The sequence below is a fragment of the Pseudomonas sp. DR 5-09 genome, from assembly GCF_001655595.1.
Lineage (GTDB): Bacteria > Pseudomonadota > Gammaproteobacteria > Pseudomonadales > Pseudomonadaceae > Aquipseudomonas > Aquipseudomonas pharyngis.
Genome location: NZ_CP011566.1, coordinates 4,002,865 through 4,023,533 on the forward strand (window position 1 = coordinate 4,002,865; position 20,669 = coordinate 4,023,533).

The following is a 20,669-nucleotide window of genomic DNA, read 5'->3' on the forward strand; positions in this document are numbered from 1 at the left end:
CACTCTGCCCATAATTCGTCCCCCCCTCTTCTACGCGCAAGGAACTGCCGTGAAAAAATCGCTGTTGTTGATCCCGTTGTTTGCTCTGCTCCTGCAAGGCTGTGGCATGACCATGGCCCGTTACGAGCCAAGCTTCGACAATGTTCAGAAGCTCAAGCAGACCCCGCCGCTGCACGCGATCAGCAATCCACAGGTCACCGCTGAATCGGGCGAAGGCTCGTTGATGGTCCGCGCCAACCCGATCAAGTCGCCGACCGGCAGCATCCCGGCGCACATCCAGGACGCGATCACCGAAGAACTGCGCAAGGCCGGTCTGCTCGATCCACAGGCATCCCGTCATCTGCAAGTGCTGGTGGTGAAGAACCAGCTGAACGCCGGCATGGGTACCGGTGACGGCACCATCGCTGCACGCTTCACCCTGCGCAATGGCAACGACGTGGTGTACGACGCCACCAAAGATGTCAGCCATCAGTGGAACAGCAGCTTTTTCGGCTTTATCGCGATCCCCAACGCGACCAACGCCTACAACCCGATGCTGCAGGACTTGCTGAAGAATCTGTACAGCGATCCACAGTTCATTCAGGCCCTGAAGTAAGGGCCAAAAAAAAGAGCCGCGATTGCGGCTCTTTTTTGCGTCATACCCGTGGGATGCGGGTCTCGAGCGCCGAGTATTTCTGATTGTTGGTGTCGACCCACTGCTTGAGCAGCGCGTTGACCTGACGGTTAAAGGTATCGTTCACCGCGTCTTTGGTGGTGTTGCCCATCAGCGGAATAAACCAGATGCCGAACCAGGTACCGACGGCGTCATGGTTGCTCGTCTTGGCCAGCGCCTGGCCGTTCTGATCCAGAGATTCCAGGCTCATAGTGTATTGGTCGGTGCCATACGCCGGAATGACCATCATGCTAAAGCCGCTGATGTAGGCCATCACCATCGAACCGGCACTCGGCGGATGGTTGTACATTTTCAGGCGCAGACTGTAGTCGCCCGGCTGCTTCTCGAACTCGTCGAGAGTCACGCGGCCGAACAGGCCGGAATCCTTCAGGATCTTTTGCAACTGAGGCTTGAGGCTGTCGCGCGCCTGCGGCACTTCCACGGCAGCAGCGCTTGGCTCGCCCTGATAGAAGTCGAAATCGACATAGACGTTTGGCTTGTTGGCATAGCTGGCCATCGATGGCAGCGTGACAGGGGCCACTTCGTCTTTGGTGAAGCTGGCACAACCGCCCAGCGTGAGCACCAGACCCAGCGCCAGGATTTTCCCGAATTGCATGATGTCGTCCCTAAAGTGATATCAAAGAGCCTCCATTGCGGAGCGCCGGGGCGGATTCTAGTGATCGTCTACGTTCGGGAAAAGACCTGATTCGGGAAAACCGTGAAAAAGTTCGCGCCGATTCAGCTTTGGCGCAAATCGAGGGTGTACGTGTAATAGCCCGTATAGCGCACCCAGCCGAGTGATTCGTACAAACCCTGAGCGGTGACATTGTCGGTGGCGGTTTCCAGCACCAGTCCCTTGGCGCCGATTTCGACGGCGAAGTCGCGGACGGTATTCATCAGCAATCGTCCGACTCCACGACCTCGGGCGGCCGGCGTGGTGAACAGATCGCTGAGCAACCACGTGCGATGGGCATCAATCGAGGAAAACGTCGGATACAGCTGGACGAATCCGAGCGCCTCACCGCTTTCATCCTCAACCAGAAAAATCGCCGATTCATTGCCGGCCATGCGCTCGGCAATAAAGGCTCGCGATTGCTCGAGGTTCGACGGCTGGCCATAAAAGCCGCGATAGACGTCGAACAGCTTCGCCACCGCGTCGAGGTGAGTCGTCGTGGCGCGCAGGGCCCGGAGAGTCATTGGCCTTTTCCTGACGTTATTGAAATTGAAACCAGCATAGCGCTGACAAACGAGTTTGCTGGCCTACTCGCTATATAGTTTTGTATATTGCGAACCCGAAATGGCCAGACCTACATGCCGTCCATGAGCAGCATCCGCGAACGCAACCAGCAACTGATCCTGGCCGCCGCCAGTGAAGAATTCGCCGCCAACGGCTTCGACGCGACCCAGACCCGCGACATCGCCGCCCGCGCCGGTGTGCCCAAGGCCAATCTTTATTACTACTTCCAGAGCAAGGAAAACCTCTACGGCAAAGTGCTGCTCGGCTTCGTTGAACCGTTGCTGGAAGCCTCGGCGGTGCTGCGCGAGAGTGATGATCCTCTGATCGGCCTGCGCGCCTACGTCGCCGCCCGCATCCGCATCGCCCGCGAACACCCGGCAATTGCCAAAGTGTTCAGCGGTGAGTTGCTGCTCGGCGGCCGCCAATTGCCCGACGAATGCCGTGACCTGCTGCACGGCGAAGCCCGGCGTAATGTCGAGTGTCTGCGCAGCTGGATCGACCGGGGGCTGCTGGCGCCTGTGGATCCCGAGCATTTGATGCTGTTCATCTGGTCGGCGACGCGCACTTACACCAACATTGGCTGGCAGATGGGGCGCATCACCGGGCGGGAGGTGCCGCAGGATGAGGATTATGCGGTGGCGGCGGAGACGATTACGCGGTTGGTGCTGGAGGGGGTCGTGGCTCCACGGAAGGGGGAAATCCGTGACGTGCTGTTTGCGACCTGAAGCGTCAGGGCATGAAATCCAGCGGAAGCGTGCGGTCGCCTTCCATCCGCTCGTACCATGCCTGGAACTGAGCAGGCAGGCGCTTTTTCCATTCCGGTACATTGGTGTAGTAACGGGCTCGCGTATGGCCCTCTTTTTCAGGCACCAACATCAGCACCCAGAAACGGTTACTGGCCGCACGCATCAGAATGGCCGCGTTCATATTGCCCAGCCCACGTACCCACATCTCGATGACCTCTGCATCAGGCACATCAACCGCCAGGTCGCCGACGGTCATCGTACTCGTACGGTCCACCAGTTTCTGATAATCACCCTTGAGCAGTTTATGCATCGCCTGATCCTCTTGCTGCGTACGAGCAAGTCCAAGGCTCAACAGGTTGTAATTCATCGATAGTGGTTTTTCAGACGCCACATAACGACCTGAATAAAAGACACCCATACCGGCACCGCAATCAACGTCATCGCCATTCTGTGTGACGTCCAGTACACCATTGATCGCTCGAAAAACAAGCGTGCAACTACCCTCTTCGAAACGGGCTTCACCACCGTTCAACACAGCAATACCTTCCAATTCACCAGAGTTGGCGCCCTCCTGTGCTGAAATCCCAAAGCGGATGTGTGTGGCGTCTTGACGCTTGATGATCACTTCGGATGCCGAGTTCACCCCGTGAGGAATCAACTGCCATGTGGCATCCCATGAGAACGTTCTGGTCGCATATTTCAGCTCAGTCAGGCGCATCAGGTATTCACGATGCAAGCACGCCGGTTCAGCGCCACAAAGGCTGCGGTTCTTCAACCATGCTCTTTGATCAGCCTTGAGCGCTTGCGGGTCAGCCACCTGCGCCAACGTTGTCCGCCAGAGCGCCCCGAGTTTCTCATCGAGACTCGAGGTATACGGATCCGCACAAACGGCTTTTTCAATGGGGCTGGAAGCGCCAGCACAGTCAAAACTGGCAGCGTGGGAGGTGGTAGCAAATACGAGACACGTCAGCTGCAAGGCGTGACGGAGATTGAAAGCGAGCATCGACAGATTCCATTCCTGAGGCGGCGGCAGTATGCCGGGCCCGGGCTATCGATGCTCTGGTTTTTTCACTGGTTGCTCGCGAGCAACCGCGCTCTTGTGCAAGCAAGCATCAGAATGTGATCCCAGCCGCCGGCTTCACATCGATCCGCGCCACTGAACCGGTCAGGTGCGCCCAGTCCTTGTTGTGTTCGGCGATGATGTCTTCGGCGCTCATGTTGCCGTTGTCGACCGTCGTATGGGCGTCGGCCGCCAGCTCCACGTCGTAGCCCAACTGGTGGGCCTGACGCACGGTGGCGTTGACGCAGTAATCGGTTTGCATGCCGCAGATCACCAGGCGGTCGAAGTCTTCCCGGGGGATCAGTTTTTGCAGATTGGTCTGGTAGAACGAGTCGTTGGCGGTCTTGTCGACGCGCAGATCGCCGGGCGCGGTGACCAGTCCGTCAGCCAGTTGCCAGCCTTCGGCACCGTGGGCGAACGGGCTGTCCTTTTCGTTGTGCTGGATCAGCACCACCGGCACACCCGACTGGCGCGCGCGGGCGGAGAGGCCGTTGATGGTGTCGATTACCCGTTTGGCGTCGTGGCACTCGTATTCGCCCGCGCACAGGGCGCGCTGGACATCGATGATCAGCAATGCGGTGGTCATGGTGAGCCTTCCTTGATCGGTCCTTGGACAGGGGCGGACCTGTGCCCGCCCCCTTTTTACTCTGCTCAGTAACCCAATGACAACCCGGTTTTGCGCCGTGGGTCGTTGGCACCGTAGAAGCGGTTCTTGCCGACCGGTTTGCCACCCAGCGACGGTGCGCCGACCAGAATCGCAGCGATGTGGTTGGCGTCCTGCGGACCCGCGAACTTGTGGCCCCAGCTCTCGAGAATCTTCTTCGTGTCGGGGCTGGCGGCGAAGTCTTCGAGGTTGGTTTCCTCCGGCATCCACTGCTGGTGGAAACGTGGCGCATCGACCGCTTCCTGCAGGCCCATGCCGTAGTCGATGACGTTGAGCATGGTCAGCAACGTCGCGGTAATGATGCGACTGCCGCCCGGCGTACCGATCACCATCACCACTTTGCCGTCCTTGGTGACGATAGTCGGGCTCATCGAGGACAGCGGCGCCTTGCCCGGAGCAATGGCGTTGGCCTCACCCTGCACCAGGCCGTACATGTTCGGTACGCCGACCTTGGAAGTGAAGTCGTCCATTTCATCGTTGAGGATCACCCCGGTCTTGCTCGCCATCACGCCTGCGCCGAACCAGTCGTTGAGGGTGTAGGTGACCGAGACCGCGTTGCCCCACTTGTCGACGATCGAATAGTGCGTGGTGTTGCTGCCTTCATGGGGCGCGACACCGGGTTTGAGTTCCGCCGACACACCGGCCTTCTGCGGCTGGATCGCGTTGCGCAGTTTGGTCGCGTAGTTCTTGTCCAGCAGGTGCTCGATCGGGTTCTTCACAAAATCCGGGTCGCCCAGATAACTGTTGCGATCCACGTATGCGTGGCGCATCGCCTCGATCTGATAGTGCATGCCCTGGGCCGAATGAAAGCCCAGATCCTTCATCGGATAGCCTTCGAGGATGTTCATGATCTGGCAGATCACGACGCCACCGGAGCTTGGCGGCGGTGCCGATACGACGTGATAGCCGCGATAGTCGCACTCCACCGGGGCCAGTTCGCGGGTCTTGTATTTGTCGAGGTCGGCCTGGGTAATGATGCCCTTGTTGGCCTGGCTGGAGGTAACGATGGCGTCGGCCACCCAGCCTTTATAAAAACCGTCGGCGCCTTTTTCGGAAATGGTGCGCAGGGTTTTACCCAGGTCCTTCTGCACCAGTTTCTGCCCGACCTGCATCGGCTCGCCGTTGCTCAGAAAGATCGCGCCAGAATCCTTGATGTCTTTCTTGAACACGTCCGTGGCGTACTCCAAAAGCTCGACGTCGCCCTGTTCCAGTTCAAACCCGTCTTCGGCCAGTTTGATGGCGGGAGCGATCATTTCCTTGCGCGGTTTGGTGCCGTACTTGCTCAGCGCCAGCTCCATGCCGGACACGGTGCCCGGAACGCCGACCGCGAGGTGGCCACGGGTGCTCAGATCAGGGATGACGTTGCCGTCCTTGTCGAGGTACATGTTGGCCGTCGCGGCCAGCGGGGCTTTTTCCCGGAAGTCGAGGAAGGTCTTGCGTCCGTCCGCCAGTTGAATGGTCATGAAACCACCGCCACCGAGGTTGCCCGCCGCCGGGTAAACCACTGCCAGTGCATAACCCACGGCGACCGCCGCATCCACCGCGTTGCCACCACTTTTCAGCACGTCGACACCCACGTGAGTGGCCAGGTGCTGGGCGGTGACCACCATGCCGTTTTCGGCGGCCACCGGGGCAACCGAAGCCGCATGGGCCATGAGGCAGCTGAGCGCCAATGAGGTCGCAATCAGTGATTTGGCAAAACGTTCGTACTTCATGAGTCGGTCTCTTCTTTTTATAAGGTAGGAAAGCGCTTCAAGAGCATCAGCCAGTATGGTCGCGATTGCGGTTTGCGCCTCCCCGATCCGGCAGTATGCTGGGCGCAGTTTCCGCCCCGTCCCGGAGTTTTGCCCATGGCCTACACGTTCATCACCCTGCCCTCGCCTGTCGGCGAGTTGAAGCTGGTCGCGAACGGATCACGTCTGGCCGCCATCCTCTGGGAAAACGACAAACCGAACCGGGTGCGCCTGGGGCAGATGAGCGAGGCACCGGACAATCCGCTGTTGATGAAAACCGCGCGACAGCTGGAAGAATATTTTGCAGGAACGCGAAACGCGTTCGATCTGGAGCTGGACTTTGCCGGCACCGAATTCCAGAAAAAGGTCTGGGCCGCGTTGCTGACCATTCCGTTTGGCGAAACCCGCACCTACAGCCAGATTGCCGAACAGATCGGCCACCCGAGTGCGGTGCGTGCCGTCGGCGCGGCGAACGGGCGCAATCCGATTTCGATCATTGCGCCGTGCCATCGAGTCATCGGTGCCTCAGGAAAACTGACCGGTTTTGCCGGAGGCCTGGAAGCCAAGGAGCGTCTGCTGACCCTGGAGGGTGGCCAGTGGTCGAACATTGGTAAAACCGGTGACTTGTTTTAACTGCCAAACAGGTTATTCATCGCCGCGTATTGCAGCAGCATGATGGTCTTGGCATCGCAGATCTCACCTCGCTGGAATGCCGCCAGCGCGTCGTCGAAACGCCACTCCAGCACTTCAAGTTCTTCCGTTTCCTCTTCCAGACCGCCCCCTTCACTGACCTTTGCCGAGGCATCGTACTCGGCGATGAAAAAGTGCAATTTCTCGGTCACCGAGCCGGGGCTCATGTAGGCCTCGAACACCTTCTTCACGTCATGCACGCGGTAACCGGTTTCTTCCTCGGCCTCGTCGCGGATGCGCTGCTCCGGCGCCGCGCCTTCGAGCAGTCCGGCCGCCACTTCAATCAGCAAACCGTCATGACCGTTGACGAACACCGGCAGGCGGAACTGCCGGGTCAGCACCACGGTGCGCTGCTCGCGGTTGAACAGCAGGATCGCCGCGCCATTGCCACGGTCGTAGACCTCGCGCGTCTGACGCTGCCAGTCACCGTTGTTGCGGTGATAGTCGAAGGTAATTTTTTTCAGCAGATACCAGTCGTGGGACAACACCTGGGTATCGACGATGTTGACCCGCTCGGCTGTGTTGGACATGACGCCTGATCCTTTTTTGTCATCGGAAGATGGCCATGGTAGGTGAAATGTTGCGAACCGCCGACGAAAAAAAGCCCGGCAGCGCTACCGGGCTTTTCGTTCAATGACTACTGATGAGCGACGCTCACCGTTGCGGCATCAGCGCCCTGCACCGCAGACGGCGCCCCGTGAATCAGTGGTCCATAACGCCGACTGAATTCCCAGTTGTACGGCACGCGATCCTTGCTGGTGCCGTTGTCCCAGTTCACCGACCAGGTCATCAGGCCCTTGATCGGATGCCCTTTGACCGCCAGGCGTTTCATCGCGTTGCCGACCACGGTCTTGTCGATCACGTAACCGGTGGCGGCGGCATCGACGTTGGCCGGCAGGCCGATGACGAACTTGTCCGCCGGGATCTTCGTGAAGCCGCGGGTGCCGGTCACCAGGCTCTCGGTCAGGTAATAGAGGAAATCCTCTTTCATCGCGTCGTTGTTCTGCGCGATCCACGCCCCGTTGCCGTTATTGGCTTCCGGCACCCAGACCCCGTCGCCGCCCTGGTTGTAGAACTGCGGAGCAATGAAGTCGTAATAGCCTTCCAGCGCCTGCAGATATCCAACGTATTTGCCGGAGGCGGTCAAGTACGGAAATTCCGGCGCCATGCTGATGATGAAATGCTTGCCTTGGCCTGCGTAGTGATCCTTGACCAGTTTCAGCGCGGACGGCAGGACGGTCTTGTTGGCAGCGAAATCAATCGCGCTCTGTTCAAGATCGATGTCCAGGCCGTCGAAACCGTAGGTTTCCACCAGACGGATGATTTCATTGGCCAGCGGTTGCTCCTGACCGGCGCGCAACTCGATATGCGCATCGGCACCGCCCAGGGAAATCAGCACGGCCCGCCCCTGACTGTTGAGCACGCCGACCTGACGGCGAAACTCGGCATCGGAGACGTTGAACGGCTTGAAGGTCGGAATCCCGCTGCCCTTCATGAAGGCCACCGCGATTACGTTGTATTCCTTCGGGACGTTTTCCAGGGTGATGTTGGCGAACTGGCCGCGCTGGTAACCATCGCTCGGGCCGGCCGGCCAGTTGTGCCAAAAGCCCATGAGGATCTTCTTGCCGGCAAGGCTCGGCATCAGCGATGCCGCATCGCTGGCCTGGTTATTCAATAGGGTGAAGTCAATGTTTGACATGTTCTAATCCTTCAGAACGTGTGGGTTTGACGTTGCGGGCTTATTTGAAGTCCACATCGAAGGCCTGATAGAAGGCGTTGCCGGTGTTGGCGACGATCCACATCAGCACGATGACGTGATGACCCTGCTTGTTGCCCGGAAGTTTCACGGCGTGATTGACCTTGGCTTTCAATTCCGCCGCATGACTGTAGTACGGCACTTGCGGATAGAAATCCTCGGCAAACGGTTGCGCTTCCAGTTGCGCCCGGGTGATGCGTTGTTTCGGGTCCCAGCCATCCCTGGTGATCAGCCAGCGGTAACCCCGAGTGGTATGCGGCGCGGTGTACTCCCATTTGACCTCAAGGGTCTGGCCGGGGGTGACATTGAGCAGTGGCCAGGAGAACGGGCGCCCGAGTTTCTTGCTCATTTCTTCTGCGGTGAAGTTCACACAGTCACGTGCGTCGTTCTTGCCGCCACTGAGAATATAGCCGTCAGCCGGCGGTACGACGCTCGGGTTGTCGCTTTCGAACGGCGCGGGGAACGGACCAGCCGCGAGTGCCGGGAAGTTCTTGCCGCCTTCCATTTCATTGACCTGCCAGCCGCCGAGCAATCCTTGCTCGATGGCCACCGCGCCGCGGCTTGCAGGGGAAATGACGCGACCGTGTCGCAGTTGGGTTTGAGCTTGTGGTTGGTTCATGTTTTTCACTCCGTTGATTTAAGAACTCTCCAGTCCGAGGAGAGGCCTTCAAGCTAACGGAGGGGGATTTTTTGTCCATCGGCGGTTTTGTCGCAGTCTGCCTTGGCAGAACCCGAAAAACGCCGAAAACACTGTATATAAACACAGTGCATTGCGACGACGCTCACCCGACGCATGGCAAAAGGACTACACCGCGTCATTACAAAAACCTGCATTCACCGGTTCAGGGAAGCTGCGCTCTGAACTCCTTTTGATACTGCCCGGCGAGCTGTTCCTTTTGCTTGTCGTCGAGCAGCTTGCCGGCCATCTGGAAGAATTTCTGCTCTTCCTCCTGCAAGTGGTGATGGACCTTATCCGAGAGCTTTTTTGCCATCGCCAGCCAGGCCGGGCTGGACATGTCGGTCTCGTCGAGCTCTTCCATCATCTCGTCCATTTCATGGTGTTCGGCAATGGCATGGCGACTGAGGTCGACACCCTTGTCGATCTCCATCAACGGGATATAGAAGTGGCGCTCTTCGGCGGTTTCGTGGGCCTGAAGCTCAGCCTTCAGCTGCTTGTAGGCCTCGACCCTTTCCGGGGTGTCACCGCTGGTCTTGATCAACGATTTCGCGTAGGTCCGCTGACGATCGTGGCTTTCACGCAGGGCTTCGAAAATGTTCATGGAATCTCCCAGGCAAACGCGTTCCGGATGGACGCCCTGAAGGGCTAGACCGCGGCGCAGGAGCAACGGTTCCAAGCGATTGCTTCAACCGACGGTGGCGCGATAGGCTGCCGATTCATTACTACAAGGAAGACGACATGACGTTGCGGATCGAGCTGTCACAGGACCCCACCGAAGAACAGCGCGCGGCCATCCTGGCGCCCCTGCGTGCCTACAACATTGCCAAGGCCGGGCCGTCGCTGTACGAACCGGTCGCGCTGCTGGTGCGCGACGACAACGACGCGATCCTCGGTGGCCTCTATGGGCACACGTTCTATCGGTGGCTGTTTATCGAGTTGCTGGCGGTGCCGGAACAAGGCCGGGGACAGGGCATCGGCTCGAAGCTGATGAACATGGTCGAGGAATTCGCCCGGGAAAAAGATTGCGTTGGGATTTGGCTCGATACCTTTGATTTTCAGGCGCCCGGGTTCTACAAAAAACTGGGGTATACCGAGTGTGGCGAGATTGTGGATTATCCGCTGGGGCACAAGCGGCATTTCTTCCAGAAACGCTTGATTGATTGATTTCAGCGACCCTCGCCCGCAGGCTGGTGAGGGTCGCAAAATCAACGCATCCAGCCGCCCGTTACAGACAGGTCGCCAGCGCCGCCAAGCGGCGCTTGGCCACAAAATCATCCTTCTGCGCGTAGTACTTCAATACGGTACCGGACGCATCCGTGGTCAAGTCGACAAACGACTCCGCCGAGCGCGTGTAGACCGTCGAACCGCCCTTCTTGCCCGGTTGCAGATACGCCGCCGCGTCCACGCCGAACACCGCTTCGTCCTGCCAGGCGAATTGCACGCACTGGGCCACGACTTTTTCGGGTTTGTCCGAATTCAGGGTCTTGTTAGGGGTTTGCGTGCGGGCGTCTTCCATCGCCGAACCCGCGCAACCGGCCAGCAGGGTTGCCGCCAGCGCCACCATCAGCATTCGCATTGCATTCGCTCATTCGGAAAAAACCGGACTGTATCACCGCAACGGCAAAAATCGTTCTGCTTTACTGCATTTAAAACGCGACACATGCCGGCGCCTGCGGCACATTAACGGTGACCAGCCTCACAAGGAAAGCCCATGGCGCCTACTGACCAGCGACACGAACAAGCCTTGAAACTGTTTCTCGATGCACGCCCCGAGTTGCGCGAAGCCCTCGACCACCTCAACCCTTTGCTGGCCCAGGCCAAGGGCGAAACTCCGGCGCAGTACCGCGAAGAACGCCTGCACGAAGCCTTCGAAGCCGAGGCCGAAAGCCAAGGTTTGTTTGCCTGGGAATTGACGTTGCAACTCACTGCTGCGACGCCCGAGGAGTATCAGGCGCAACGCCTGGAAGTGCATCGCGAAGTGGCGGAGATGGCCGGGATGGACTGGCTGGAATATTGCGATCTGTATGGCATAGAACCGTAAACCCCGCTCAAGGACGCTGCCTCGATGCTGCCTTCCACCTCGACCCACCGCGCCAGCCCCGGACATCTTCACATACAGAAATGGCGCGGCCGTGTGGGTCTGGCGCTGGTTGCCAGCCTGTCGGTACTGGCCGGCATGACCGACGCCATCGGCTTCATGGCCAGTGGCGATTTCGTTTCCTTCATGAGCGGCAACACCACGCGGCTGGCGGTGGCGATCAGCGATGGCGACAGCGCACTGACAGGGCGGCTGATCCTGCTCGTCGCAACGTTCATTGTCGGCAATGCCCTGGGTGTCGTGGTCAGTCGGTTGGGTGGTCGGCGGGCGCTGCCGTTGCTGTTGTCCATCGCCGCACTGCTCTGTGCCGCAGCCTGGCCCTTTGACACGCAACTGCCGGCCCTGCTGGCGGCGATCATTACGATGGGCATGCTCAACGCGGCGGTGGAAGAAGTGAACGGCCTGCCGGTCGGGCTGACGTATGTCACCGGCGCCCTGTCCCGATTTGGTCGGGGATTGGGGCGCTGGGTGCTCGGCGAACGGCGAAGCGGCTGGCGGGTACAACTGGTGCCGTGGAGCGGGATGCTGGTCGGGGCCATTCTGGGGGCGGTGCTGGAACATCATCTGGGGCTCAAGGCGATGTTGGTCAGCGGTCTGTTCGCCGCCGTTCTGGGGCTGGTGACCCTGAAGATTCCGCGGCGTTGGCAGCTGGGCTACATGCCACGCTGAAGGACGCCTGCTCGTATCGAGACGGGCGCGGGAAACATCCACTTCGCCGCCCCGCCGAGAAAGCTTTATCATGGCCGCAGTTTTGCTGATCGAGTCCGTCATGAAGTTCGCCATCGCGCTGTTTTCCGCCGCCCATGCGCCCTCCTCGCGCCGCGCCCTGCTGTTCGCCCAGGCTGCGCTCGCCGGCGGGCATGAGATTGTCCGGCTGTTTTTCTATCAGGACGGGGTCCACAACGCGTCCAACGCCGTGGTCACGCCGCAGGACGAACTGGACCTGCCCAAGCAGTGGCGCAATTTCATCACCGAACAAAACCTCGACGGCGTGGTGTGCATCGCCGCCGCCCTGCGCCGTGGCGTGTTGAATGCCGAGGAAGCCGGGCGTTATCAGCGTGATGCCGTGGCCGTCAGCGTGCCGTGGGAATTGTCCGGCCTCGGTCAGTTGCATGACGCGGTGCAGGATGCCGACCGCCTCATCTGTTTCGGAGGCGCATGACATGGCCAAGTCCCTTCTGATTATCAGCCGTCAATCGCCGTGGTCCGGCCCCGGCGCCCGCGAAGCGCTGGACATCGTGCTGGCCGGCGGCGCGTTCGATCTGCCGATCGGTCTGCTGTTTCTCGACGACGGCGTGCTGCAACTGGCCGCCGGACAAAACGCCAAGGCCCTGCAACAGAAAGACCTGAGCGCCAACCTGCAAGCGTTGCCGATGTTCGGCGTCGAAGAGCTGTTCTACTGCGCCGACAGCGCCAGTGTTCGCGGCCTCGGCGATCGTTCGCTGGACGAGGCACAGCCCTTGGCCGCCGATGAAATCACCGCCCTTATTGACCGTTACGACCAGGTGATCACCCTCTGATGTCGACTCTGCATGTGTTGTCCCATTCCCCGTTCGGCGACGAACGCCTGACCAGTTGCCTGCGTCTGCTGGGTGCCAGCGATGCGCTGTTGCTGTCGGGCGATGCCGCTTATGCGTTGCAACCTGGCACTGCGCCGTTCAATGCGCTGGAAACCCGCCGGGTGAAATTGTTCGTGCTGGCCGAAGACGCGCAAGCCCGTGCCGTGCAGGTTCCGGGCTGGGCCGAAGCCATCGATTACCCGGCCTTCGTCGAGCTGTCGATCCACCACGACAAGGTCAACAGCTGGCTATGAATGCGCTGACCGTCGGCGCCCGCGCCATTGAACTGGACAAGGACGGCTTTCTGGTCGACCTCAACGACTGGTCGACCGAAGTCGCCAGCGCCCTCGCCGCTGCCGAAGACATCGAACTGAGCCCGGAACACTGGGAAGTCCTCGAACTGCTGCGCAGCTTCTACGCCGAATTCCAGCTGTCCCCGGCCACCCGGCCGCTGATCAAGTACACCGCGCTCAAGCTCGGCGCGGAGAAAGGCAACAGCCTGCACCTGAACCGACTGTTCAAAGGCACCCCTGCCAAACTCGCCGCGAAACTGGCGGGCCTGCCCAAACCGACGAATTGCCTATGACCGACTATCCAGCGCTGACCCTCGAAACGCCCGCCGAGCATCCATTCGCCCAGTTCGTGCGTATCCTCGGCAAGGGCAAGCGCGGTGCCCGCGACCTGACCCGCGAGGAAGCCCGGCAAGCCATGGGCATGGTGCTCGACGAAGCGGTCGAAGAAACCCAGCTCGGCGCGTTCCTGATGTTGCTGCGGCACAAGGAAGAAAGCGCTGAGGAAATGGCTGGCTTCACCGAGGCACTGCGCGAACGTTTACAGGCGCCAGCACTGAAGGTCGATCTGGACTGGCCGACCTACGCCGGCAAGAAACGCCATTTGCCGTGGTATCTGTTGGCCGCCAAGTGCCTGGCGCAGAACGGACTGCGCATTTTCATGCACGGTGGCGGCGCGCACACCGCCGGGCGCTTGTACTCCGAACAATTGCTCGGTGAGCTGAACATTCCGCTGTGCCGCAACTGGCAGCAGGTCGGCGTGGCGCTGGACAACGGTGGTCTGGCGTTCATGCCGCTGGTGGACTGGGCGCCGCAGTTGCAACGGATGATCGACCTGCGCAACACCCTCGGCCTGCGCTCGCCGATCCACTCGCTGGCGCGGATTCTCAATCCGCTGGGCGCGTGTTGCGGCCTGCAGAGTATTTTCCACCCCGGCTATCAGGCGGTGCACCGCGATGCCAGCGGCCTGCTCGGCGACACGGCGATCGTGATCAAGGGCGACGGCGGCGAAATCGAGATCAACCCGGATGCCGACAGCCACTTGTACGGCACCATGGGTGGCGAAAGCTGGGATGAGGAATGGCCGCAGTTGTCGGCTCAACGCCACGTCAAACCGGCGTCGCTGAATATCGAGCACTTGAAGGCCGTCTGGCGCGGTGATGTGGTCGACAGTTACCCGCAGATGGCGTTGATTTCGACCATGGCGTTGGCGCTGCGCGGCCTCGGCCAAAGCCGTGAACAGGCTTTTGAAACCGCCGAGCAATACTGGGCCGCGCGGGATAAATCGATTTAACCGATCGTTAACGCCCGATCTTTGCGCTTTTTGTTCGAACTCATCGGAATAGACTCAACTCCAACGAATTATTGGTTTCTGGAGTCTTGATCATGGGTTTACTCGTCGACGGCCGCTGGCAGGACAAGTGGTACGAAAGCAGCAAGGACGGCGCGTTCCAGCGCGAACAGGCGCAGCGCCGCAATTGGGTCACTCGCAATGGAGAGCCGGGCCCGAGCGGTGAAGGCGGTTTTGCCGCCGAAGCCGGGCGTTATCACCTTTATGTCTCTCTCGCCTGTCCGTGGGCGCATCGCACGCTGATCCTGCGCAAGCTCAAGGGCCTGGAAAGCCTGATCGACGTTTCGGTCGTCAGCTGGCTGATGCTGGAAAACGGCTGGACCTTCGATCAGAACCTCGGCTCGACCGGCGACAAACTCGACCACTTCGACTTCATGCACCAGCGCTACACCGCCGACACCGCCGACTACACCGGCCGCGTCACCGTGCCGGTGCTGTGGGACAAGAAACTCAAGCGCATCGTCAGCAACGAATCGGCGGAGATCATCCGCATGTTCAACAGCGCCTTCGATGACTTGACCGGCAACGATCTGGACTTCTATCCGGCGCCGTTGCGCGGCGAGATCGATGCGCTGAACGAACGGATCTACCCTGCCGTGAACAACGGCGTGTATCGCGCCGGGTTCGCGACCTCGCAAAATGCCTATGAAGAAGCGTTCGACGACGTGTTTGCCGAACTGGATCATCTGGAACAGGTGCTGGACGCCAACCGTTATCTGACGGGCGAATACCTGACCGAGGCGGATGTGCGTCTGTTCACCACCCTGATTCGTTTCGACGCGGTGTATCACGGGCACTTCAAATGCAATCTGCGGCGGATCAGCGATTATCCGAATCTGTCGAACTGGCTGCGTGAGATGTACCAGTGGCCGGGCGTTGCCGAAACCGTGGATTTCCAGCACATCAAGCATCACTACTACGGCAGCCACAAGACCATCAACCCGACAGGGGTGGTGCCGAAGGGGCCGAAGCAGGATTTCACTGTTGCCCATGACCGGGACCGGTTGGGCGGCAAAGGGGTTTGGCGCAGAGGTTGAGAGCAGGATCGTTCCCACCGCGTGGGAACGATCCCTTCAGAGTCGTCAGATCTGACCCTGAGCGCCCTCGAACCACGCCAGTTTCTCGCGCAGTTGCACCACTTCGCCGACGATCACCAGGGTCGGCGCATGCACTTCATGCTCCGCCACCAGCCGCGGCAGGTCGGCCAGCGTGCCGGTGAAGACCCGCTGATTGACCGTGGTGCCCTGCTGGATCAGCGCTGCCGGGGTATCGGCCGCGCGACCATGCTTGATCAACTGCTCGCAAATGATCGGCAACCCCACCAGCCCCATGTAGAACACCAGCGTCTGCGCCGGCGCGACGAGGTCCGACCACGGCAGATCGGTCGAACCGTCCTTCAAGTGCCCGGTGACGAAACGCACCGACTGAGCGTGGTCGCGATGAGTCAGCGGAATCCCGGCATACGCCGCGCAACCGCTGGCCGCCGTGATGCCCGGCACCACCTGAAACGGGATGCCATGGGCCGCCAGTTCCTCGATCTCTTCGCCGCCACGGCCGAAGATGAACGGATCCCCGCCCTTCAACCGCACCACACGCTTGCCGGCCTTGGCCAGATCCACCAGTTGCTGGTTAATCTGATCCTGCGGCACGGCGTGATCGGCACGACGCTTGCCGACGTAGACCCGCTCGGCATCGCGACGGCACAGCTCAAGAATCGCCGGAGCCACCAAGCGGTCGTACAGCACCACGTCGGCTTGCTGCATCAGACGCAAGGCGCGGAAGGTCAGCAGATCCGGATCACCAGGTCCTGCCCCAACCAGATACACCTCACCGGTCGTGACCATGGCTTCGCCGTCAATCTTGGCTTGCAGCAAACGTTCGGCTTCGGCGCCCTGTCCTGCCAGCTGCCGGTCGGCAATCGGCCCCTGAAACACGTCTTCCCAAAAACCGCGACGCTGCTGCACATCAGGAAACAGGCCTTTGACCTGATCGCGAAACCGCGCGGCCAGACCGGCCAGATGGCCGTAGGTCGAAGGAATCCAGGTTTCGATCTTGGCGCGGATCAGCCGGGCCAGCACCGGCGCATCGCCGCCGCTGGAGACCGCGATGATCAGCGGTGAACGATCGACGATTGCCGGAAAGATCACGCTACACAACGCCGGCGCATCGACCACGTTGACCGGCACGCAGCGCCGATGGGCATCGGCGGAGACCTGCGCGTTCAACGCTTCGTCATCGGTGGCGGCAATGATCAGCCCGCAGCCGTCCAGATCCGTTTCGGCGTAGCCACGCAGCAGGCATTCGCCACCGCTGGCGGCAACCAGTTCGCGCAGTTGCGCTTCGATTTCAGGTGCGACCACCCGCAGCAGCGCACCGGCATCGGCCAGCAGGCGGGATTTGCGCAAGGCAATCTCCCCCCCACCGACGACCAACACACGACTGCCGCGCAGGTTGTGAAACAGCGGCAGATATTTCATTTAGCCGATGACCTCAAGGCCACCCATGTACGGCTTCAGCACATCCGGCACGCGGATCGAACCGTCGGCCTGCTGGTAGTTTTCCAGCACGGCAACCAGGGTACGACCGACCGCCAGACCGGAACCGTTCAGGGTGTGCACCAGCTCAGGCTTGCCGGTTTCCGGGTTGCGGAAACGCGCTTGCATGCGGCGGGCCTGGAAGTCGCCGCAGTTGGAGCACGACGAGATCTCGCGGTACTTGTCCTGGCTCGGGATCCACACTTCCAGGTCGTAAGTCTTGACTGCGCTGAAGCCCATGTCGCCGGTGCACAGCGCCAGGGTGCGGTAAGGCAGCTCCAGCAATTGCAGGACTTTCTCGGCGTTGGCGGTCAGGCCTTCCAGCGCTTCCATCGACTTCGACGGCTCGACAATCTGGACCATTTCAACTTTGTCGAACTGGTGCTGACGGATCATGCCGCGAGTGTCACGACCCGACGCGCCGGCTTCGCTGCGGAAGCACGGAGTGTGGGCAACGAACTTGATCGGCAGCTGCTTCGAATCGACGATTTCACCGGCCACGATGTTGGTCAGCGACACTTCGGCAGTCGGGATCAGGTACAGATCGGCTTCGCCTTCGCGGGCGATCTTGAACAGGTCTTCTTCGAACTTCGGCAGTTGACCGGTGCCTTGCAGCGCCGGGGCCTGAACCAGATAAGGCGTGTAAGCCTCTTCGTAGCCGTGCTCGGTGACATGCAGGTTGATCATGAACTGCGCCAGTGCGCGGTGCAGACGGGCAATCGGGCCGCGCAGCAGGGCGAAACGTGCGCCGGACAGCTTGGCGGCGGTTTCGAAGTCGAGCCAGCCGAACTTCTCGCCCAGGGCCACGTGGTCCTGAACCGGGAAGTCGAAGGCAGTCGGGGTGCCCCAACGGCGGACTTCAACGTTGCCGTCTTCGTCTTCACCGACCGGCACCGATTCGTGCGGCAGGTTCGGAATGCCCAGCAGGATCGAGTCCAGTTCGGTCTGGATCGCGTCCAGCTCGACTTTACCGGCACTCAGTTCGCCCGCCATGCGCTCGACATCCGCCATCAGCGGCGCGATGTCTTCGCCGCGCTGCTTGGCCTGACCGATGGATTTGGAACGCGCGTTACGTTCAGCCTGCAGTGCTTCGGTGCGGGTCTGGACGGTCTTGCGCTGTTCTTCCAGCGCTTCGATGCGCGCGACATCCAGGGCAAAACCACGGGAAGCCAGGCGGTCCGCTACGTCCTGGAGGTTGCTACGTAACAGTTTGGAATCGAGCATGTCGGTTTCTCGTTATCAAAGTTTGGTCAGGGACAGGCCGGCCCAGGTCGCGAGCAGCCCGCCGAATACGCTGATGGCCGCATAGCCCAGGGCCAGCGGCACTTGCCCGCTTTCCAGCAGGCGCACCGTATCCAGTGAAAAGGATGAAAAAGTCGTCAGCCCCCCGAGGAAGCCGACCATCAACCCGGCACGTACCTCGATCGGTACTTCCGGGCGTATCAAAAACAGGCCGTACAGCACGCCAATCAGCAGACAGCCCACGATATTAACGGCCAGCGTCGCGGTATAGAAGTGCCGCGGCCAATTGGCGTTGACCCAATTGCCGGTGGCGAAGCGCAACAAGGTGCCGGCAATCCCGCCGACGGAGACTGCAACGATCAATGGAACCACTATTTTCTCCGCTGCCGAGGGCTTAAACGATCAAGTTGGGCGAGATGGTTGAGCTTTTCGCCGATCTTCAACTCCAGGCCACGGGGCACCGGTTGATAGAACGGAATCGGGTCGAGTTCTTCCGGAAAATAGTCTTCGCCGGCCGCGTAGGCGTCCGGTTCGTCGTGGGCGTAACGGTATTCGTCGCCGTAGCCCAACTGCTTCATCAATTTGGTCGGCGCATTGCGCAGGTGCAGCGGCACTTCCAGCGAACCGTGTTCGGCGGCGGCGCGCAGCGCGGTCTTGAAGCCCATGTACACCGCGTTGCTTTTCGGCGCACAGGCCAGATAAGTGATGGCCTGCGCCACTGCCAACTCACCTTCCGGGCTGCCGAGCCGTTCCTGCACTTCCCACGCGGCCAGGCACAGGCTCAGTGCGCGCGGGTCGGCGTTGCCGATGTCTTCGCTGGCCATGCGCACCACGCGCCGAGCCAGGTACAGCGGATCGCAGCCGCCGTCGATCATTCGCGCAAACCAGTACAGCGCGCCGTCCGGATTGGAGCCGCGCACCGATTTGTGCAGCGCGGAAATCTGGTCGTAGAACGCTTCGCCGCCCTTGTCGAAACGCCGGCGAGTGTCGCCAAGCAGACTTTGCAGCAGCTCGGTGCCCATCTCGCTGTGGTCTTCGGCCAGGTCCGAGGCGTTCTCCAGCAGGTTCAGCAGGCGCCGGCCATCACCGTCGGCGGCGGACAGCAGCATCTGGAAGCCTTCATCGCTGAGGGTCAGATGACGCTTGCCCAGACCACGCTCCTCAGTCAGCGCGCGGTGCACCAGTTTGCGCAACGCCGCTTCGTCGAGGCTCTTGAGTACGTAGACCCGCGCCCGCGACAGCAATGCGTTGTTCAGTTCGAAAGAAGGGTTTTCGGTGGTGGCGCCAATGAAGATCAGCGTGCCGTCTTCAACGTACGGCAGGAAGGCGTCCTGTTGAGACTTGTTGAAGCGGTGCACTTCATCGACAAACAGGATAGTGCGCTTGCCGTACTGGCCGGCCTGCTGCTTGGCGATTTCCACCGCCTGACGGATCTCTTTTACCCCGGCCAATACGGCCGAAACCGTTTCGAAATGCGCATCCGAAACTTCCGCCAGCAAGCGCGCCAACGTGGTCTTGCCCACGCCCGGCGGGCCCCAGAAGATCATCGAATGCAGGGCACCCTGCTCCAGCGCTTCGCGCAAAGGCTTGCCGCGAGCGAGCACGTGTTCCTGACCGACGTACTCATCCAGATTGGTCGCCCGCAAACGGGCGGCCAATGGCTGGGCAATCGGTGCACTGCGAAACAGATCCATCACGTACCGTTGAAACCTCTGTGTTTATTCCTGGATCACGTCGGCACCCTTCGGGATGTCGAACTTGAACTTCGATGCAGGGACCGCTTCGTTGGCCTTCACACCGGTGAACAGGATGTTGGTGCGCTGGCCGACGCTGTCGATCAGTTGCATGTCATTGACCAGACCGTTGCGGAACGACAGGCGCAGGCTGTCGAACAGGGTGTCCTTGGTTTTCGGCTTCAGGGTGAAGTCGATCACGCCACCCGCCTCTTTCGCGCTGATGTCGAAGCTCTGGCTGATCTTCGAAACGTCGCCGGACAGCAACAGGGCTGGAGTCTGGGTCAGACGCTCATCGAGCTTCTTGATGGTGGCCTGTTCCAGGTCCGGGTCCCACAGGGTGACTTTCTTGCCGTCGGACACCATGGTCTGCTCGGCTGGCGCATTGGTGTGCCAGTAGAACAGGCCCGGACGCTGCAGGGTCATGTCGCCGGTGGTTTCCTGCAACTGGGTGCCGCTGCCGTCGAGGGTCAGCTGGGAAAAATTGGCAGTCAGGGTCTTGGATGTTTCGAGCAATTGGGTCAGGCGAGCCACATCCTTGTCATCGGCGTGAGCCGTGAGGGTGGTCAGAGCCAGTACCGGCAGCAACATGCGGATAAGACGCATGGGAGTCCTCTTGAATACTCGTGGGAAAGTGGACGGCGC

At 60.5% G+C, this 20,669-nt stretch carries 26 protein-coding genes and 1 pseudogene; 12 read left to right on the forward strand and 15 right to left on the reverse strand.

The annotated features are described in order from the left end of the window. The first annotated feature begins 49 nt into the window (after positions 1 to 49). Positions 50 to 595 (forward strand): hypothetical protein, encoded by a 546-nt coding sequence (locus PDR5_RS17915; RefSeq protein WP_064597679.1) that lies wholly within the window; start codon positions 50 to 52, stop codon positions 593 to 595. Between the two features lie 40 nt (positions 596 to 635). Here PDR5_RS17915 and PDR5_RS17920 read toward each other — a convergent pair whose 3' ends face one another. Both PDR5_RS17920 and PDR5_RS17925 read right to left on the reverse strand, forming a co-directional pair. Further along, positions 636 to 1,268: a hypothetical protein gene (locus PDR5_RS17920; RefSeq protein WP_064597680.1), complete on the reverse strand. Its 633-nt coding sequence runs from the start codon at positions 1,266 to 1,268 to the stop codon at positions 636 to 638. A gap of 122 nt (positions 1,269 to 1,390) precedes the next feature. Beyond that, a complete protein-coding gene (locus PDR5_RS17925) occupies positions 1,391 to 1,849 on the reverse strand; it encodes a GNAT family N-acetyltransferase (RefSeq protein WP_064597682.1) in 459 nt (152 codons plus the stop codon). A gap of 123 nt (positions 1,850 to 1,972) precedes the next feature. On the opposite strand from PDR5_RS17925, the gene PDR5_RS17930 reads away from it, so the two are divergent. Continuing rightward, positions 1,973 to 2,614 (forward strand): TetR/AcrR family transcriptional regulator, encoded by a 642-nt coding sequence (locus PDR5_RS17930; RefSeq protein WP_064600889.1) that lies wholly within the window; start codon positions 1,973 to 1,975, stop codon positions 2,612 to 2,614. A 4-nt stretch (positions 2,615 to 2,618) separates the two neighbouring features. Here the strand turns inward: PDR5_RS17930 and PDR5_RS17935 are convergent, their stop codons facing one another. The 3 genes from PDR5_RS17935 to ggt all read right to left on the reverse strand — a co-directional run bounded on the left by PDR5_RS17935 (position 2,619) and on the right by ggt (position 6,074). Next, entirely contained in the window at positions 2,619 to 3,638 is a 1,020-nt protein-coding gene (locus PDR5_RS17935) for a lysozyme inhibitor LprI family protein (protein WP_064597689.1), read from the reverse strand. A gap of 109 nt (positions 3,639 to 3,747) precedes the next feature. After that, positions 3,748 to 4,281 (reverse strand): cysteine hydrolase family protein, encoded by a 534-nt coding sequence (locus PDR5_RS17940; RefSeq protein WP_064597691.1) that lies wholly within the window; start codon positions 4,279 to 4,281, stop codon positions 3,748 to 3,750. Positions 4,282 to 4,346: 65 nt separating this feature from the next. Next, on the reverse strand, positions 4,347 to 6,074 hold the full coding sequence (gene ggt / locus PDR5_RS17945; protein ID WP_064597693.1) for a gamma-glutamyltransferase: 1,728 nt from the start codon (positions 6,072 to 6,074) through the stop codon (positions 4,347 to 4,349). A 135-nt stretch (positions 6,075 to 6,209) separates the two neighbouring features. Here ggt and PDR5_RS17950 point away from each other — a divergent pair, with 135 nt between their 5' ends. Next, positions 6,210 to 6,725 carry a methylated-DNA--[protein]-cysteine S-methyltransferase gene (locus PDR5_RS17950; protein ID WP_064597695.1) on the forward strand — a complete coding sequence of 172 codons (516 nt, stop codon included), beginning with the start codon at positions 6,210 to 6,212 and terminating at the stop codon, positions 6,723 to 6,725. Here PDR5_RS17950 and PDR5_RS17955 read toward each other — a convergent pair. The 4 genes and pseudogenes from PDR5_RS17955 to PDR5_RS17970 form a co-directional block, all read right to left on the reverse strand. Further along, positions 6,722 to 7,312 carry an NUDIX domain-containing protein gene (locus tag PDR5_RS17955; RefSeq protein WP_064597697.1) on the reverse strand — a complete coding sequence of 197 codons (591 nt, stop codon included), beginning with the start codon at positions 7,310 to 7,312 and terminating at the stop codon, positions 6,722 to 6,724. The two genes, PDR5_RS17950 and PDR5_RS17955, sit on opposite strands and share 4 nt — an antisense overlap. A 143-nt stretch (positions 7,313 to 7,455) precedes the next feature. Continuing rightward, positions 7,456 to 8,481 (reverse strand): annotated as a pseudogene (locus PDR5_RS17960) (chitinase); the annotation flags it as partial. 40 nt (positions 8,482 to 8,521) lie between these two features. Further along, complete coding sequence (locus tag PDR5_RS17965; protein ID WP_064597701.1) at positions 8,522 to 9,157, reverse strand: lytic polysaccharide monooxygenase auxiliary activity family 9 protein; 636 nt, start codon at positions 9,155 to 9,157, stop codon at positions 8,522 to 8,524. Between the two features lie 223 nt (positions 9,158 to 9,380). After that, positions 9,381 to 9,818: a hemerythrin domain-containing protein gene (locus PDR5_RS17970; protein ID WP_064597703.1), complete on the reverse strand. Its 438-nt coding sequence runs from the start codon at positions 9,816 to 9,818 to the stop codon at positions 9,381 to 9,383. Positions 9,819 to 9,955: 137 nt separating this feature from the next. Between PDR5_RS17970 and PDR5_RS17975 the strand changes: the two genes are divergently transcribed. Next, the gene (locus PDR5_RS17975; protein ID WP_064597705.1) at positions 9,956 to 10,381 is read left to right on the forward strand and encodes a GNAT family N-acetyltransferase; all 426 of its coding nucleotides are present in this window, start codon (positions 9,956 to 9,958) and stop codon (positions 10,379 to 10,381) included. A gap of 61 nt (positions 10,382 to 10,442) precedes the next feature. On the opposite strand, the gene PDR5_RS17980 is transcribed toward PDR5_RS17975, so the two are convergent. Then, positions 10,443 to 10,793 carry a hypothetical protein gene (locus tag PDR5_RS17980; protein WP_064597707.1) on the reverse strand — a complete coding sequence of 117 codons (351 nt, stop codon included), beginning with the start codon at positions 10,791 to 10,793 and terminating at the stop codon, positions 10,443 to 10,445. Between the two features lie 135 nt (positions 10,794 to 10,928). Here PDR5_RS17980 and PDR5_RS17985 point away from each other — a divergent pair, with 135 nt between their 5' ends. The 8 genes from PDR5_RS17985 (at position 10,929) to PDR5_RS18020 (ending at position 15,552) form a co-directional block, all read left to right on the forward strand. After that, on the forward strand, positions 10,929 to 11,258 hold the full coding sequence (locus PDR5_RS17985; RefSeq protein WP_064597709.1) for a DUF6388 family protein: 330 nt from the start codon (positions 10,929 to 10,931) through the stop codon (positions 11,256 to 11,258). A 24-nt stretch (positions 11,259 to 11,282) separates the two neighbouring features. Further along, on the forward strand, positions 11,283 to 11,984 hold the full coding sequence (locus tag PDR5_RS17990; RefSeq protein ID WP_064597712.1) for a YoaK family protein: 702 nt from the start codon (positions 11,283 to 11,285) through the stop codon (positions 11,982 to 11,984). 100 nt (positions 11,985 to 12,084) lie between these two features. Further along, positions 12,085 to 12,477 carry a sulfurtransferase complex subunit TusD gene (tusD, locus tag PDR5_RS17995; protein ID WP_064600891.1) on the forward strand — a complete coding sequence of 131 codons (393 nt, stop codon included), beginning with the start codon at positions 12,085 to 12,087 and terminating at the stop codon, positions 12,475 to 12,477. A 1-nt stretch (position 12,478) separates the two neighbouring features. Then, positions 12,479 to 12,835 (forward strand): sulfurtransferase complex subunit TusC, encoded by a 357-nt coding sequence (gene tusC, locus PDR5_RS18000; RefSeq protein WP_064597714.1) that lies wholly within the window; start codon positions 12,479 to 12,481, stop codon positions 12,833 to 12,835. Continuing rightward, a complete protein-coding gene (gene tusB, locus PDR5_RS18005) occupies positions 12,835 to 13,128 on the forward strand; it encodes a sulfurtransferase complex subunit TusB (RefSeq protein WP_064597716.1) in 294 nt (97 codons plus the stop codon). Before tusC ends, tusB begins: the two co-directional genes overlap by 1 nt. Then, positions 13,125 to 13,460, forward strand: coding sequence for a TusE/DsrC/DsvC family sulfur relay protein (locus tag PDR5_RS18010; RefSeq protein ID WP_064597718.1), 336 nt, complete (start codon positions 13,125 to 13,127; stop codon positions 13,458 to 13,460). The genes tusB and PDR5_RS18010 overlap by 4 nt, the downstream gene beginning before the upstream one ends. Next, positions 13,457 to 14,458, forward strand: coding sequence for a glycosyl transferase family protein (locus PDR5_RS18015; protein WP_064597719.1), 1,002 nt, complete (start codon positions 13,457 to 13,459; stop codon positions 14,456 to 14,458). The genes PDR5_RS18010 and PDR5_RS18015 overlap by 4 nt, the downstream gene beginning before the upstream one ends. 92 nt (positions 14,459 to 14,550) lie before the next feature. Then, complete coding sequence (locus tag PDR5_RS18020) at positions 14,551 to 15,552, forward strand: glutathione S-transferase family protein (protein WP_064380671.1); 1,002 nt, start codon at positions 14,551 to 14,553, stop codon at positions 15,550 to 15,552. 45 nt (positions 15,553 to 15,597) lie between these two features. On the opposite strand, the gene cysG is transcribed toward PDR5_RS18020, so the two are convergent. From cysG to lolA, 5 genes are read right to left on the reverse strand one after another with little or no spacing between them, the layout of a single operon-like run. After that, positions 15,598 to 16,992 (reverse strand): siroheme synthase CysG, encoded by a 1,395-nt coding sequence (gene cysG / locus PDR5_RS18025; RefSeq protein ID WP_064597721.1) that lies wholly within the window; start codon positions 16,990 to 16,992, stop codon positions 15,598 to 15,600. Next, a complete protein-coding gene (gene serS / locus PDR5_RS18030; protein ID WP_007958190.1) occupies positions 16,993 to 18,273 on the reverse strand; it encodes a serine--tRNA ligase in 1,281 nt (426 codons plus the stop codon). Between the two features lie 15 nt (positions 18,274 to 18,288). Beyond that, positions 18,289 to 18,663 (reverse strand): fluoride efflux transporter CrcB, encoded by a 375-nt coding sequence (gene crcB / locus PDR5_RS18035; RefSeq protein WP_007958188.1) that lies wholly within the window; start codon positions 18,661 to 18,663, stop codon positions 18,289 to 18,291. Further along, positions 18,663 to 19,985 carry a replication-associated recombination protein A gene (locus PDR5_RS18040; RefSeq protein WP_064597723.1) on the reverse strand — a complete coding sequence of 441 codons (1,323 nt, stop codon included), beginning with the start codon at positions 19,983 to 19,985 and terminating at the stop codon, positions 18,663 to 18,665. Before PDR5_RS18040 ends, crcB begins: the two co-directional genes overlap by 1 nt. A gap of 24 nt (positions 19,986 to 20,009) precedes the next feature. Continuing rightward, entirely contained in the window at positions 20,010 to 20,630 is a 621-nt protein-coding gene (gene lolA / locus PDR5_RS18045) for an outer membrane lipoprotein chaperone LolA (RefSeq protein ID WP_007958184.1), read from the reverse strand. Positions 20,631 to 20,669 lie beyond the last annotated feature (39 nt).

What these genes read in the sequence shown, in the direction of transcription:
- PDR5_RS17955 (WP_064597697.1), bottom strand. Translation starts at nt 7,312, where the DNA reads ATGTCCAACACAGCCGAGCGGGTCAACATCGTCGATACCCAGGTGTTG.
- serS (WP_007958190.1), bottom strand. Translation starts at nt 18,273, where the DNA reads ATGCTCGATTCCAAACTGTTACGTAGCAACCTCCAGGACGTAGCGGAC.
- PDR5_RS17925 (WP_064597682.1), bottom strand. Translation starts at nt 1,849, where the DNA reads ATGACTCTCCGGGCCCTGCGCGCCACGACGACTCACCTCGACGCGGTG.
- PDR5_RS18040 (WP_064597723.1), bottom strand. Translation starts at nt 19,985, where the DNA reads ATGGATCTGTTTCGCAGTGCACCGATTGCCCAGCCATTGGCCGCCCGT.
- PDR5_RS17970 (WP_064597703.1), bottom strand. Translation starts at nt 9,818, where the DNA reads ATGAACATTTTCGAAGCCCTGCGTGAAAGCCACGATCGTCAGCGGACC.
- PDR5_RS17965 (WP_064597701.1), bottom strand. Translation starts at nt 9,157, where the DNA reads ATGAACCAACCACAAGCTCAAACCCAACTGCGACACGGTCGCGTCATT.
- PDR5_RS17920 (WP_064597680.1), bottom strand. Translation starts at nt 1,268, where the DNA reads ATGCAATTCGGGAAAATCCTGGCGCTGGGTCTGGTGCTCACGCTGGGC.
- PDR5_RS17935 (WP_064597689.1), bottom strand. Translation starts at nt 3,638, where the DNA reads ATGCTCGCTTTCAATCTCCGTCACGCCTTGCAGCTGACGTGTCTCGTA.
- PDR5_RS17980 (WP_064597707.1), bottom strand. Translation starts at nt 10,793, where the DNA reads ATGCGAATGCTGATGGTGGCGCTGGCGGCAACCCTGCTGGCCGGTTGC.
- tusB (WP_064597716.1), top strand. Translation starts at nt 12,835, where the DNA reads ATGTCGACTCTGCATGTGTTGTCCCATTCCCCGTTCGGCGACGAACGC.
- PDR5_RS17985 (WP_064597709.1), top strand. Translation starts at nt 10,929, where the DNA reads ATGGCGCCTACTGACCAGCGACACGAACAAGCCTTGAAACTGTTTCTC.
- tusC (WP_064597714.1), top strand. Translation starts at nt 12,479, where the DNA reads ATGGCCAAGTCCCTTCTGATTATCAGCCGTCAATCGCCGTGGTCCGGC.
- PDR5_RS17990 (WP_064597712.1), top strand. Translation starts at nt 11,283, where the DNA reads ATGCTGCCTTCCACCTCGACCCACCGCGCCAGCCCCGGACATCTTCAC.
- PDR5_RS17975 (WP_064597705.1), top strand. Translation starts at nt 9,956, where the DNA reads ATGACGTTGCGGATCGAGCTGTCACAGGACCCCACCGAAGAACAGCGC.
- lolA (WP_007958184.1), bottom strand. Translation starts at nt 20,630, where the DNA reads ATGCGTCTTATCCGCATGTTGCTGCCGGTACTGGCTCTGACCACCCTC.
- ggt (WP_064597693.1), bottom strand. Translation starts at nt 6,074, where the DNA reads ATGAAGTACGAACGTTTTGCCAAATCACTGATTGCGACCTCATTGGCG.
- PDR5_RS18020 (WP_064380671.1), top strand. Translation starts at nt 14,551, where the DNA reads ATGGGTTTACTCGTCGACGGCCGCTGGCAGGACAAGTGGTACGAAAGC.
- tusD (WP_064600891.1), top strand. Translation starts at nt 12,085, where the DNA reads ATGAAGTTCGCCATCGCGCTGTTTTCCGCCGCCCATGCGCCCTCCTCG.
- PDR5_RS17930 (WP_064600889.1), top strand. Translation starts at nt 1,973, where the DNA reads ATGAGCAGCATCCGCGAACGCAACCAGCAACTGATCCTGGCCGCCGCC.
- PDR5_RS18010 (WP_064597718.1), top strand. Translation starts at nt 13,125, where the DNA reads ATGAATGCGCTGACCGTCGGCGCCCGCGCCATTGAACTGGACAAGGAC.
- cysG (WP_064597721.1), bottom strand. Translation starts at nt 16,992, where the DNA reads ATGAAATATCTGCCGCTGTTTCACAACCTGCGCGGCAGTCGTGTGTTG.
- PDR5_RS18015 (WP_064597719.1), top strand. Translation starts at nt 13,457, where the DNA reads ATGACCGACTATCCAGCGCTGACCCTCGAAACGCCCGCCGAGCATCCA.
- PDR5_RS17950 (WP_064597695.1), top strand. Translation starts at nt 6,210, where the DNA reads ATGGCCTACACGTTCATCACCCTGCCCTCGCCTGTCGGCGAGTTGAAG.
- PDR5_RS17940 (WP_064597691.1), bottom strand. Translation starts at nt 4,281, where the DNA reads ATGACCACCGCATTGCTGATCATCGATGTCCAGCGCGCCCTGTGCGCG.